General features: G+C 62.9%; 11 protein-coding genes. 5 read left to right on the top strand and 6 right to left on the bottom strand.

Annotation, left to right across the window (positions count from 1 at the left end; translation table 11 throughout):
• Positions 1 to 36 precede the first annotated feature (36 nt).
• Together ACMGGN_RS20785 and ACMGGN_RS20780 are read right to left on the bottom strand one after the other, a co-directional pair.
• A complete protein-coding gene (locus ACMGGN_RS20785; RefSeq protein ID WP_115273348.1) occupies positions 37 to 1,401 on the bottom strand; it encodes a GTPase/DUF3482 domain-containing protein in 1,365 nt (454 codons plus the stop codon).
• Entirely contained in the window at positions 1,394 to 2,785 is a 1,392-nt protein-coding gene (locus ACMGGN_RS20780) for a DUF2868 domain-containing protein (protein WP_115273349.1), read from the bottom strand. The genes ACMGGN_RS20785 and ACMGGN_RS20780 overlap by 8 nt, the downstream gene beginning before the upstream one ends.
• A 56-nt stretch (positions 2,786 to 2,841) precedes the next feature.
• Between ACMGGN_RS20780 and ACMGGN_RS20775 the strand changes: the two genes are divergently transcribed.
• Positions 2,842 to 3,357 (top strand): dihydrofolate reductase, encoded by a 516-nt coding sequence (locus tag ACMGGN_RS20775; RefSeq protein WP_115273350.1) that lies wholly within the window; start codon positions 2,842 to 2,844, stop codon positions 3,355 to 3,357.
• 34 nt (positions 3,358 to 3,391) lie between these two features.
• Here ACMGGN_RS20775 and ACMGGN_RS20770 read toward each other — a convergent pair whose 3' ends face one another.
• Positions 3,392 to 4,783, bottom strand: a complete 1,392-nt coding sequence (locus ACMGGN_RS20770) for an L-cystine transporter (protein WP_174141032.1) — start codon at positions 4,781 to 4,783, stop codon at positions 3,392 to 3,394.
• Between the two features lie 241 nt (positions 4,784 to 5,024).
• Between ACMGGN_RS20770 and ACMGGN_RS20765 the strand changes: the two genes are divergently transcribed.
• Entirely contained in the window at positions 5,025 to 6,080 is a 1,056-nt protein-coding gene (locus ACMGGN_RS20765; RefSeq protein WP_174141031.1) for a haloacid dehalogenase-like hydrolase, read from the top strand.
• Positions 6,081 to 6,461: 381 nt separating this feature from the next.
• On the opposite strand, the gene ilvD is transcribed toward ACMGGN_RS20765, so the two are convergent.
• Entirely contained in the window at positions 6,462 to 8,303 is a 1,842-nt protein-coding gene (gene ilvD / locus ACMGGN_RS20760; RefSeq protein WP_119688112.1) for a dihydroxy-acid dehydratase, read from the bottom strand.
• 479 nt (positions 8,304 to 8,782) lie between these two features.
• Between ilvD and mgtE the strand changes: the two genes are divergently transcribed.
• A complete protein-coding gene (gene mgtE, locus ACMGGN_RS20755) occupies positions 8,783 to 9,838 on the top strand; it encodes a magnesium transporter (RefSeq protein WP_046787022.1) in 1,056 nt (351 codons plus the stop codon).
• 39 nt (positions 9,839 to 9,877) lie between these two features.
• Here the strand turns inward: mgtE and ACMGGN_RS20750 are convergent, their stop codons facing one another.
• On the bottom strand, positions 9,878 to 11,074 hold the full coding sequence (locus ACMGGN_RS20750; RefSeq protein ID WP_046787023.1) for a class I SAM-dependent rRNA methyltransferase: 1,197 nt from the start codon (positions 11,072 to 11,074) through the stop codon (positions 9,878 to 9,880).
• Positions 11,075 to 11,283: 209 nt separating this feature from the next.
• On the opposite strand from ACMGGN_RS20750, the gene ACMGGN_RS20745 reads away from it, so the two are divergent.
• Positions 11,284 to 12,102, top strand: a complete 819-nt coding sequence (locus ACMGGN_RS20745) for an HDOD domain-containing protein (RefSeq protein WP_174141113.1) — start codon at positions 11,284 to 11,286, stop codon at positions 12,100 to 12,102.
• Positions 12,103 to 12,105: 3 nt separating this feature from the next.
• Complete coding sequence (gene mutM / locus ACMGGN_RS20740; protein WP_115273352.1) at positions 12,106 to 12,918, top strand: bifunctional DNA-formamidopyrimidine glycosylase/DNA-(apurinic or apyrimidinic site) lyase; 813 nt, start codon at positions 12,106 to 12,108, stop codon at positions 12,916 to 12,918.
• Between the two features lie 58 nt (positions 12,919 to 12,976).
• Here mutM and ACMGGN_RS20735 read toward each other — a convergent pair whose 3' ends face one another.
• Positions 12,977 to 13,228 carry a YfhL family 4Fe-4S dicluster ferredoxin gene (locus ACMGGN_RS20735; RefSeq protein WP_009683359.1) on the bottom strand — a complete coding sequence of 84 codons (252 nt, stop codon included), beginning with the start codon at positions 13,226 to 13,228 and terminating at the stop codon, positions 12,977 to 12,979.
• Between the last annotated feature and the right edge of the window lie 13 nt (positions 13,229 to 13,241).

The raw sequence follows: 13,241 nt of genomic DNA, 5'->3' as shown, positions 1-13,241 counted from the left end.
CGCGGGTTTACCCGCGATCAGGCTGGAACAGGCAGCTCAAATCTGCAATACCAGTGCTTCCAGCTGTTCCTGCCGCTCAGTCTGGTTCACTCGCGCCCCCGGATTGAGCGTCGACCACTGCGGATGCGCCCGCGCTTTGTTCAGCGCCTCGGGAAGCTTGCCTTCACGCCAGGTTTTCTCGTCCGGCTCATTCAGGCGAATACTGTTCTGTGCCGCATGCCCGCGGCTATCCAGTGCTGCCATCAACTGTTGCTGACGCAACGCCAATAGGCGCAACACCGTGTCATCCACCGTCAGCTCGCGCTGGCCCTTCAGTTTACCCATCAACCGTGCGCCATAGTTGCGTGCAGTCTGCAGGGCTCCGCCGGCAATGGCTCCGGCCAAGGCGGCAGCACCGAGCGTAAGGCCACCGACCAGCAGGTCGACCCCCGCGCCGGCCGCAGCCCCTGCCGCCACGCCGCTGCCCAGGCGTACGCCCAATAGCTTCAAGGTTTCGGGGTTGAACAGGTCATCGCCCCAGCGCCCGTTCAACAGCGGCAGGTCACCGGCATTGGCATCTTCGCGACGGAAACCGTAGAGCTTCAGAAGCGCTTCGACGCAGCGCTGTTCTCGCTGGCGCACCTCCTGGCGCAAGGTCTCGATGGCCTTGGCTTCAGCCGCTGGTTCAGCTTCGACGCTGCGCCGACATGCTGCGCAGTCGAGCAGCAGCTCAGCGATCAGCCGTTTACCGCTGTGCTGGCGGGCCAGCCGCTGTGCCTGCTGGTCGTCGATCAGCCGCTGCAGGGCGGGGCGGGCGTCTTCCAGCAGCAATGCCAAGCTCTCGTAAAGGCGGCGCTCGCCGTCTTCAGGGGGCGCAACGCTGTCGAACCTTACCAGCGCATGCAGCCCGAGGCGGGCCAGGGCCTCGCGCCATTCAGGTTCGCGATGCTGGCTGCTGGCGACGAAGTTGAGCACCGGCAGCAATGGCTTGCCGCAACTGGCCAGCACCTCCAGTTCGTCGCGGTATTTGGCCAGCACCGGCTCGCGCGCGTCGATCACATACAGGCCGGCATTGCTTGCCAGCAACTGGCGCAGCACCTTGGCTTCCTGCTCGAAGCGCTGGCGTGCTTCGCTGCCCTGCAGAAAGCGCTCCAGCCGTGCCGGGCCGTCCAGGCGCTCGCCCGGCCGTTCGAGGCGTTCCAGGTAGTCGAGCAAGGCAATGGCATCTTCCAGCCCGGGGGTATCGTAGAGCTCAAGCAGCGGCTCACCGTCCACCGAAAGGCGCGCGCCCTCGACGTGGCGGGTGGTGCTCGGGCGATGAGACACCTCACCGAAGCCGACATCGCGGGTCAGGGTGCGCAGCAGCGAGGTCTTGCCGACATTGGTGTGGCCGACCACGGCCAGTTTCAGGGGCTCAGTCATGGCCATGCTCCAGCCAGCTCATGGGGGCGGTGTCGGCGTGGGGCAGGCCCAGGCGGTCGAGGGCTTCATGCCAGTCCCCCAGGCGCTCGGCGTCCAGGACCTGGCCTGGGGCAGCCTGCAACAACCAGATGCGCGTGGCACCGGCATTGCGTGCCAACTCTGCCAGAAGTGCCAGGCTGCCGCGGTCAGGTGAGCGGCGGGGGTCGCAGGCGATGGCCAGGCGTGCCGGAGGGAAGCGGCTCAACTGCTCGAGCAGCCGGTTGCGCGATTCACGGCTGTCGAGTACGCCGGCGTCGGTCACCCCCTTGGCCAGCGCAGGCGGCCATGGGCGCTGGTCGTCCAGTTCGAGGCCGACCAGCAAGGCTCCACTGCTGCCGGTTTCCAGTTGACCTGCCTGGAACTGTGGCAACGCTTCGGGGGCAGTGTCCTGCACACCAATCCGTTCGCTGCGGGGCATCAGTGCATCGCGCAGTTGGGCGTAGCCGGGCAGGCTGAGGTCCAGGGCCAGGCGTCGGCGACCTTGGTACCAGCGCCAAAGGCACAAGCCAGTCAACAGCAGGCGCGGCAGCAGGCCATAAACCAACACTACGCCCAGCAGCCAGCTGGCCCAGGACTGGCGGGCGATATCAACGGCAAGCTGGGTGTCGCCGCTGGCGCGGATCATGCCCTCGTCCGGCACGGCAAAGCCGAGCAATGAGGGCAGGGCACCAAGCGTTTGGGTAAGGGTGATGAAGGGCTCGGGGGCGAGCAGGGTGGTTTCCCAGACGAAGCCGTAGCGCCGGGTGGCAAGCAACACCAGCAGTAGTGTCAGCGCACTGAGCATGGCCGCCAGCCACAAGCTGTGTACGAGCAGGCCAAGCAACCAGCGGTTGAGGCGCTGGCGCTGCAGTAGCACCAGCAGTGCTGGCGCCAGGTGTACGGCCTTGGCGTCGCGCGCGAAGCGTTCGCTCAGCCAGAGCCACAGCCGTCCGAGGCTGGCGCCATGTTCGCCACTCAAGGCCAGCCCGGCGGCCCAGCCCAGAAGCATCAGCAGGTTGAGCCCGAGCAGGCTGCCCAGCGCCCAGAACACGTTGACCGGGCGCAGGCCATCGCCGAGGGCGGCAAAGGCAAGGCCCGCGCCGCTGAGTATGGCCAACAGCAGCAACGCCAGCAGGGCCAGGCGTGCGCCTTGTTTCCAGTGCTGCAGGGCAGTGGTCATGCCATCCCGTTCGGCCAGGAACAGTGCGCGCGCTTCGATGCGGGCTGCCAGGTCGCCGCCCTGCTGGCGGGCGTGGCGGTTGGCTTCCTGATCCTCCAGGGGGCCGGCGTGTTCCTCGCGCAGGCGCACCGCTTCGGTGAGCCAGCGCTTGTCCAGTGGAGTATGTCCAGTCACAGGGTATTCCATTGCACACGGTTCAGGGCGCAAGCATAACCCACCATGGGTTTGCTATCCTCGCCGGCATGACTACTTCACTCCCCCTCAGCCTGATTGCGGCCCTCGCCGAGAACCGCGTCATCGGCATCGACAACACCATGCCCTGGCACTTGCCGGGGGATTTCAAATATTTCAAGGCCACCACCTTGGGCAAGCCGATCATCATGGGCCGCAAGACCTGGGACTCGCTGGGCAGGCCGCTGCCGGGGCGCCTGAACATCGTGGTCAGCCGTCAGGCCGGCTTGGTGCTGGCCGGGGCCGAAGTGTTCGCTTCGCTCGAAGATGCGCTGGAGCGCGCTGAGCAGTGGGCACGTGAGCAGGGTGTTGACGAACTGATGCTGATCGGCGGCGCACAGTTGTACGCTCAGGCCCTGGAAAAGGGCTTGGTGAACCGTATGTATCTGACCCGGGTGGAGCTTTCGCCGCAAGGGGATGCGTGGTTCCCGGAGTTCGACAAGGCGCAGTGGCAGCTGGCATCGAGTGAGCCGCAGGCAGAAGCGGACAAGCCTGCGTATCACTTCGAGGTGTGGGACAAGTCTTGAAGTGGTTGGGGCTGCGCAAGCAGCCCCGTCTATATCAGGATTGGCTCAGCTCGGCATGCTCTTCGCCGGCCAGCACATCCTTGTCGGTTTCTTTCAACAACTGGCTGGTCACCACGCCCGCCGTCATCGAGCCGTTCACGTTCAAGGCCGTTCGGCCCATGTCGATCAGCGGCTCAACCGAAATCAGCAGTGCCACCAGCTCGACCGGCAGCCCCATCGCTGGCAGCACGATCAGCGCTGCGAAGGTCGCACCGCCGCCCACGCCGGCAACGCCAGCGGAACTCAAGGTCACGATGGCCACCAAGGTCGCGATCCACAGCGGGTCGAAGGTGTCGATACCCACTGCCGGGGCCACCATCACCGCCAACATGGCCGGGTAGAGCCCGGCGCAGCCATTCTGGCCAATGGTTGCACCGAACGAGGCGCTGAAGCTGGCGATCGACTGTGGTACGCCCAGGCGACGGGTCTGCGCCTCGATGTTCAACGGGATGCTCGCCGCGCTGGAGCGGCTGGTGAAGGCGAAGGTCAGCACCGGCCATACCTTGCGCAAGAAGCGCAGCGGGCTGACGCCGGTTGCGGCCAGGATGATGCCGTGCACCACGAACATCAGGCCCAGGCCGATGTACGACACGACGACGAAACTGCCGAGCTTGAGGATGTCGTCCAGGTTAGAGCTGGCCACCACTTTGGTCATCAGCGCCAGCACGCCGTACGGGGTCAGCTTCATCACCAGGCGCACCAGGCGCATTACCCAGGCCTGCAGTGTATCGATGGCCGAGAGGGCGCGTGCGCCCTTCTCGGAGTCATCCTTGATCAGCTGCAGCGCGGCCAGCCCGACGAACACGGCGAAGATCACCACGCTGATGATCGAGGTCGGCTTGGCCCGTGCCAGGTCGCCTACCGGATTGCTTGGGATGAACGAAAGCAGCAGTTGCGGGATGTTGAGGTCGGCGACCTTGCCGGCATAGTCACTGTGGATGGCCTGCAGGCGTGCGCTTTCCTGTACGCCTGCCACCAGCCCCTCGGCACTCAGGCCGAACAGATTGGTCAGGGCGATACCGATCAGCGCAGCGATGGCAGTGGTCAGCAGCAGTGTGCCGATGGTCAGGACGCTGATGCGGCCAAGCGCGGAGGCGTTGTGCAGGCGGGCTACGGCGCTGAGGATCGAGGCGAAGATCAGCGGCATGACGATCATCTGCAGCAAGCCGACATAGCCGTTGCCGACCAGGTCCAGCCAGCCGATGGTGGCTTTCAGTACCGGGTGGCCAGCACCGTAGATGGTGTGCAGCACCAGGCCGAAGCCCACACCCAATGCCAGGCCGAGCAGGACTTTCTTGGCCAGGCTCCAGTCGGTATGGCGAGTTTGCGCCAGGCCCAGCAGCAAGGCCAGGAACACCAGCAGGTTGAGAGACAGCGGCAGGTTCATTGAAGCTCCAGGAAAAAGCAGAAGAGGCATCGCCTCTGTGAGCGATTGCGAACGGAAATGCTAACAGCCTGAAAACAAACGAATTTATACCCAAAGGTAATTTGCTTAGTCGTTTATGGAATAACAGGTGGTCGTAAATAGCAATGAACACGACGTTTACAATTGTATGAGCGTCGCAGTGGAAGGGGGCTCGGGTGAGTGAGTGGTCTAGCTTTTCCCGATCAATTCAGGAGATTCGTACATGAAGTTTGCTCCGAAAGCCTTGGCCATCGGTTTGTCCCTGCTGTTCAGTATCGAAAGCGGAGCCACTGAGCTTAAGCACTGGCCAACTGAGGCGGCCAAGCAGCTCGACGCGATGATTGCCGCCAATGCCAACAAGGGAAATTACGCGGTGTTCGACATGGACAACACCAGCTACCGCTACGACCTTGAAGAAGCCTTGCTGCCGTTCATGGAGAACAAGGGCCTGCTGACCCGCGAAAAGCTCGACCCGTCACTCAAGCTGATCCCGTTCAAAGACACCGCCGAGCACAAGGAAAGCCTGTTCAGTTACTACTACCGCCTGTGCGAAATCGACGACATGGTCTGTTACCCGTGGGTGGCCCAGGTGTTCTCGGGCTTTACCCTCAAGGAGCTGAAAGTGCAGGTCGATGAGCTGATGGCTTCTGCCACGCCTATCCCTAGCACCTACTTTGAAGGGGGCAAGGTAAAAGCCATCGAGGTGCAACCACCCAAGGTCTTCACCGGCCAGGCCGAGCTTTACAACAAACTGATGGAAAATGGCATCGAGGTGTATGTCATTTCGGCAGCGTCCGAAGAGCTGGTGCGCATGGTCGCGTCCGACCCCAAGTACGGCTACAACGTGAAACCGCAGAACGTCATAGGCGTTAGCCTGCTACTCAAGGACCGCACCAGCGGCCACTTGACCACCGCACGCAAGCAGATCAGTGAAGGCAAGTACGATGCGACGGCCAACGCTGGCCTGGAACTGACCCCTTACCTGTGGACGCCGGCGACCTGGATGGCTGGCAAACAGGCGGCGATCCTTTCCTATATCGATGAGTGGAAGAAGCCGGTACTGGTGGGCGGTGATACCCCGACCAGTGATGGCTACATGCAGTTTCATGGCGTGGACATTGGCAAGGGCGGTATCCACCTGTGGATAAACCGCAAGGCCAAGTACATGGACCAGTTGAACGGGATGATCGCCAGGAACGCGGCGGCCCAGGCGAAGGCCGGGTTGCCGGTGACAGCGGACAAGAACTGGGTGATCGTCACGCCGGAGCAGATTCAGTAGGCCATTGGGTGCCTGTGCAGGCCCACATGGACCGCGCAGTTCCTGAAGTCTGCGCTGTACATGTGGGAGACTCTATGGTTATCAGCAAGCCATTTTCGCGCCTTTGGTGACCTATTCGTTCTGATTTTTCATCAGGACGAATGCCACTGGTGCGAACTTTCTAGCCAGGATTACCTTTGCGGGGCTTTCTTTTGAGTCTTGCATCGGATTTACCGGCCCTATCGCCGGCAAGCCGGCTCCCACTGGGTTTGCGCTGAGCTTGAGAGCAGCGGGGCACCTGTGGGAGCCGGCTTGCCGGCGATGGGCCGCAAAGCGGCCCTAAATCACTTGACTGCCTGGCACTAGGGCTCAGGGCGCCGGTTTCTTCACATCATCAAGGCCTCACAGCCCTTCAAGCATCGCCTTGTCGCGCACAGCACCCTTGTCGGCACTGGTCGCCAGCAGGGCGTAGGCTTTCAGCGCGGTGGTCACCTTGCGTGGGCGCACTTCGGCCGGTTTCCAGCCTTTCTTGTCCTGCTCCACGCGGCGTGCAGCCAGCTCTTCATCACTGACCTGCAGGTTGATCGAACGGTTGGGGATGTCGATCAATACCTTGTCGCCGTCACGTACCAGGCCGATGGCGCCACCAGCGGCGGCTTCTGGCGAGGCATGGCCGATCGACAGGCCCGAGGTACCACCCGAGAAGCGGCCATCGGTGAGCAACGCGCAAGCTTTGCCCAGGCCTTTGGATTTCAGGTACGAAGTCGGGTAGAGCATTTCTTGCATGCCCGGGCCGCCTTTCGGGCCTTCGTAGCGGATGATGACGATGTCACCGGCCTTCACTTCGTCGGCGAGGATGCCGCGCACCGCGCTGTCCTGGCTTTCGAAGATTTTAGCGTTGCCTTCGAACACGTGGATCGACTCATCGACACCTGCGGTTTTCACCACGCAGCCGTCCAGGGCGATGTTGCCGTACAGCACGGCCAGGCCGCCTTCCTGTGAGTAGGCATGTTCGAAGCTGCGGATGCAGCCGTTTTCACGGTCGTCGTCCAGGGTTTCCCAACGGGTCGACTGGCTGAAGGCCGTCTGGGTCGGAATACCCGCCGGGCCGGCTTTGAAGAAGGTGTGCACCGCCTCATCGTCGGTCTGGGTGATATCCCACTTGGCGATGGCCTCTTCCATGCTGCGGCTGTGTACCGTAGGCAGGTCGGTGTGCAGCAGGCCGCCGCGGGCCAGCGAACCGAGGATGCTGAAGATGCCGCCGGCGCGGTGGACGTCTTCCATGTGGTACTTCTGGATGTTCGGCGCCACTTTGCACAGCTGCGGCACTTTGCGCGACAGGCGGTCGATGTCACGCAGGTCGAATGCCACCTCGCCTTCCTGCGCTGCGGCCAGCAGGTGCAGGATGGTGTTGGTCGAACCGCCCATGGCGATGTCGAGCATCATGGCGTTTTCGAACGCCTTGAAGTTGGCGATGCTGCGCGGCAGGACCGACTCGTCGTTCTCGCCGTAGTAGCGCTTGCACAACTCGACGATCGTACGGCCGGCGGTGAGGAACAGCTGCTCACGGTCGGCGTGGGTGGCCAGGGTCGAACCGTTGCCAGGCAAGGCCAGGCCGAGTGCTTCGGTCAGGCAGTTCATGGAGTTGGCGGTGAACATGCCGGAGCAGGAACCGCAGGTCGGGCAGGCGCTGCGCTCGTACTCGGCAACCTTTTCGTCGGAGGCCGAGGAGTCTGCAGCAATGACCATGGCGTCGACCAGGTCCAGGCCGTGGCTGGCCAGTTTGGTCTTGCCCGCTTCCATCGGGCCGCCGGACACGAAGATCACCGGGATGTTCAGGCGCAGGGCGGCCATCAGCATGCCGGGGGTGATCTTGTCGCAGTTGGAAATGCACACGATGGCGTCGGCGCAGTGGGCGTTGACCATGTATTCCACGGCGTCGGCGATGATCTCGCGGCTGGGCAGGGAGTACAGCATGCCGTCATGGCCCATGGCGATGCCGTCATCGACCGCAATGGTGTTGAACTCTTTGGCCACGCCACCGGCGCGTTCGATCTCGCGGGCGACCAGTTGGCCCAGGTCCTTCAGGTGCACATGGCCCGGGACGAACTGGGTGAACGAGTTGGCGATGGCAATGATCGGTTTCTTGAAATCTTCGTCCTTCATCCCGGTGGCGCGCCACAGGGCACGGGCGCCGGCCATGTTGCGGCCTTGGGTGGAAGTCTTGGAACGATAATCAGGCATGAAGCACTCCTGGCGGCTTAATCAGGTCACAAAAAGGGGAGTGAGCTTCTCTTTTCCTATGCGCCTTAGGCCGGTTGCCACTGGCACGGATGGGGCCGAAGACACAACGGGATCGCCGCGTGCTCGACCAGAGCTCATAAACCCGCCGGGGATGACTGGCGATGAATAGCCCGATTCTACACCGCTGGCGCGGCGAGGGAATGGCGATGTGTCTGGGCGGTGGCTTGGGGAGCATGACCGGCACTTTGTAGGACCGATCTGAAAAGCCCGGTGCGCAGCTGACAGGTGCGCATTGGCTGCTTATTATCCGCCGCGCCGCATGTGCGGTATCACGAGACAACACCTCAATGGACCTTCCCAGTTTCAGTTCATACAGAACCTGCAAATTGGCACTGAGCGCGCCGTCGCCAGGGCTTCCGAAGGCTTGAGCTCGTGAGGCTGAGGTTTACGGGTGCCTGCGTCGGCGCCTGGAGAATCTCATGCAACACACTTCCGATTTCGTCGTTTCCCCGTTCGACCTGCGTCAGGCTGCACAGGCGCGTCGTGATGGCCTGCTTCATCCTGAAGGCTACCCCGAGGGCACAGCCGGTTACCTGATGACCAGCGAGTATTCGTGTCTGGATGCCGGCCTCACTGCCAGCCAGGCGATCGACATGCTGCGCCGCGAGGCCGCAGATGCCGAAACCATCTATCAGTCCTATGTGCTCGACGAGAAACGCAACCTGCTGGGTTCGCTTTCCCTGCGCGAGCTTATCCTTGCGGCGCGTGAACAGCCGATCGAGCAGCTCATGGTGCGCAAGGTCATCTGCGTGTGTACCTCGACCCGCCAGGAGGAAGTGGCGCGGTTGATCCGCGAGCACGACCTGCTGGCGGTGCCGGTGCTGGATGAGGCCGGCCGTTTGGTCGGCCTGGTGACCTGCGATGACGCACTCGATGTGGTCGTCGAAGAGGCTACCGAGGACTTCCACAAGGGCGCCTCCATCACCAACCACGTGGGCAATCTCAGGGACGCCACTGTCAGCCTGCTGTACCGCAAGCGGGTGCTGTGGCTGGTGCTGCTGGTGTTCGGCAATCTGTTTTCGGGGGCGGGGATCGCGGCATTCGAGGAAACCATTGCCGCGCATATCGTCCTGGTGTTCTTCCTGCCGCTGTTGGTGGACAGCGGTGGCAACGCGGGCGCGCAGTCGGCGACATTGATGGTGCGTGGTTTGGCAACGGGTGAGGTGGTGATGCGCGACTGGTTGCGCATGCTGGCACGTGAATGCGCTGTGGCGCTGGCGCTGGGCGGCACCATGGCAGTGGCGGTGGCATCGCTGGGGGCGCTGCGCGGTGGGGCGGATGTCGCCTTGATCGTTGCCAGCAGCATGCTGGTGATCGTCTTGCTGGGCAGCCTGATTGGCATGAGCCTGCCCTTCATGTTCACCAGGCTCAAGCTCGACCCGGCCACTGCCAGCGGGCCGCTGGTGACCTCTATCGCCGATGCGGCAGGGGTGCTGGTGTATTTCGGTATTGCTTCTTACGTGCTGGGCATCTGAGGCACCCAAGGGGCCGCAGCGCGGCCCCTTGGACGTGAATCAGCTGTTGGGCAGCAACCGGCAGGTAATGCTCTTGATATAGCGGGTTTCAGCGATGGCCGGGTGAACCGGGTGGTCCGGGCCCTGGCCGCCGCGTTCGAGCATTTGCAGGTTGCGGTCCAGGTGGCGGGCGCTGGTCAGCAGGATGTTGTTCAGGTCGTCTTCGGGCAGGTGCATCGAGCACGAAGCACTGACCAGGATGCCGTCCTTGGTCAGCATGCGCATGGCCTGTTCGTTGAGGCGGCGGTAGGCGGCTTCGCCGTTTTTCAGGTCTTTCTTGCGCTTGATGAACGCGGGTGGGTCGGCAATGATCACATCGAAGCGCTCTTCAGCGGCCTTCAGCTCGCGCAGAGCCTCGAACACGTCGCCTTCGATGCAGGTCAGTTTTTCGCTGATGCCATTGAGCGCGGCGTTACGCTCCACGCCATCCAGTGCAAAGCCCGAGGCATCCACGCAGAACACTTCGCTGGCGCCGAATGCGCCGGCCTGCACGCCCCAACCACCGATGTAGCTGAACAGGTCGAGCACACGCTTGCCTTTGACGTAGGGCGCCAGGCGCGCGCGGTTCATGCGGTGGTCATAGAACCAGCCGGTCTTCTGGCCTTCGCGTACTGGCGCTTCGAACTTCACGCCGTTTTCTTCCAGCGGGACCCAGTCCGGCACTTCGCCGTAGACGGTTTCGACGTAACGCTGCAAGCCTTCGGCGTCACGGGCGGCGGAATCGTTCTTGAACAGGATGCCGCTGGGCTTGAGGACCTGGACCAGGGCGGCGATCACGTCGTCCTTGTGCAGTTCCATGGTGGCCGAGGCCAGTTGCACCACGAGAATGTCGAAGAAGCGGTCGACCACCAGGCCCGGCAGCAGGTCGGAATCACCATAGACCAGGCGGTAGCACGGCTGGTCGAACAGGCGCTGGCGCAGGGACAGGGCGACGTTGAGGCGGTGTACCAGCAGCGACTTGTCCAGCGGCAGCTTGGCATCGCGTGACAGCAGGCGGGCGCAGATCAGGTTGTTCGGGCTCAGCGCCACGATACCCAGCGGCTTGCCGTTGGCGGCCTCGAGGATCGCCTGTTGGCCGGCCTGAAAGCCCTGCAGCGGCGTCGCGGTGACATCGACTTCGTTGCTGTAGACCCACAGGTGGCCGGCGCGCAGGCGGCGGTCGGCATTGGCTTTGAGGCGAAGGCTGGGCAGGGACATGACGTCGCTCCGGGAAAAAAGAGCGGGAGTATAACCGGTTGGCCCTTGATTCGGTGCAGGGTACGACAAACTGCCCTGCCTGTTCGCGGGCACAAGCGCTACAAGTCGAGCGACCTACAGGGTTAGAATCCCCCGTCCTCAACGAGTATGTACGTATGTCCCAAGAACTCAGCGCCGAACAGATCCAGCAAGCCTTGCAAGGCATTACCATCCCGCCGCAACCGCAGATCATGGTCGACCTGCAGTTCGAGCAGTACATGCCCGACCCGGACCTGGAAACCATCGCCAAGCTGATTTCCCAGGACCCGGGCTTGTCCGGTGCCTTGCTCAAGCTGGTCAACTCGCCGCACTTCGGGCTGTCCAACAAGATCGGTTCGATCCAGCGTGCGGTGAACCTGCTGGGTAGCCGTTCGATCATCAACCTGATCAACGCCCAGTCGATCAAGGGCGAGATGAGCGACGAGACCATCGTTACCCTCAACCGCTTCTGGGACACTGCCCAGGACGTGGCCATGACCTGCCTGACACTGGCCAAGCGCACCGGCATCCAGGCGGCGGACGAGGCCTACACCCTCGGGCTGTTCCATGATTGCGGCGTCCCGCTGATGCTCAAGCGTTTCCCCAACTATATGGATGTACTTGAAGAGGCCTACGCCAAGGCTGATGCGCAAACACGCGTGGTCGACACCGAGAACCGTGCATTCAACACCAATCATTCGGTGGTCGGCTATTTCACCGCCAAGTCCTGGCGCCTGCCGGAGCACATCAGCGCGGCCATCGCCAACCATCACAATGCCTTGGCCGTGTTCCGCGAGGAGTCGCCGCGCAACACCCAGAGCCAGCTGAAGAACCTGCTGGCGGTGCTGAAGATGGCCGAACACATCTGTGCGTCCTGCCGGGTCTTGGGCAACCAGCATGTCGACCATGAGTGGAATGCGGTCGGCCCGCTGGTACTGGACTACATCGGTTTGTCGGAGTACGACTTCGAGAACCTCAAACAGACCATTCGCGAGCTGGGCGGGCACTGATTCATGCCGGAATTACCCGAAGTCGAGACTACGCGGCGCGGTATCGCACCGCACCTGGAAGGCCAGCGGGTCAGCCGCGTGGTGGTGCGAGACCGGCGCTTGCGCTGGCCAATCCCGGAGGACCTGGACGTGCGTTTGTCCGGGCAGCGTATTCTCAGCGTCGAGCGGCGCGCCAAGTACCTGCTGATCAATGCCGAGGTCGGCACCTTGATCAGCCATCTGGGCATGTCGGGCAACCTGCGTCTGGTGCAGATGGGGCTACCGGCGGCCAAGCATGAGCACGTCGATATCGAGCTGGAGTCGGGGCTGATGCTGCGCTACACCGACCCACGCCGGTTCGGTGCCATGCTCTGGAGCCTCGATCCGCTCAATCACGAGTTGCTGCTGCGTCTGGGCCCAGAGCCGTTGACCGACCTGTTCGACGGCGAGCGCCTGTTTCAGCTGTCGCGCGGGCGGACGATGGCCGTCAAGCCTTTCATCATGGATAACGCGGTGGTGGTGGGCGTGGGCAATATCTACGCGACCGAGGCGCTGTTTGCCGCCGGTATCGACCCGCGCCGTGAGGCGGGCGGAATCTCCCGTGCCCGTTACCTGAAACTGGCCATCGAGATAAAGCGCGTGCTGGCGGCAGCCATCGAGCAAGGGGGTACGACCTTGCGCGATTTCATTGGCGGCGACGGGCAGCCTGGGTATTTCCAGCAGGAACTGTTCGTGTACGGCCGGGGCGGTATGCCTTGCAAGCTGTGTGGCACTGCCTTGCGCGAGGCCAAGCTTGGGCAACGGGCCAGCGTTTACTGCCCGCGTTGCCAGCGTTGAATGGCATGGCCCAATCGCCGGCTAGCCGGCGATTGGGCCATCAGGCGCAGCGCAGCGCTCAAGCCTTGCCGGTAATCCGGCGGTACTTGGCCATCAGCTGCTCTTCGGTTTCCGGGTGCGCCTCATCCAGCGGGATGCAGTCGACCGGGCAGACCTGCTGGCACTGCGGCTCGTCGTAGTGACCCACGCACTGGGTGCACAGGTTCGGATCGATCACGTAGATCTCTTCGCCTTGGGAGATTGCCTCGTTCGGGCACTCGGGTTCGCAGACGTCGCAGTTGATGCAATCGTCGGTGATTATCAGGGACATGGGGACTCCGGCC

The organism is Pseudomonas sp. BNK-30 (assembly GCF_047456185.1).
In the GTDB taxonomy this organism is placed as follows: Bacteria; Pseudomonadota; Gammaproteobacteria; order Pseudomonadales; family Pseudomonadaceae; genus Aquipseudomonas; species Aquipseudomonas putida_E.
Note: the sequence above shows the minus strand (reverse complement) of the source record. Positions and strands in the feature narration are given on the sequence as shown.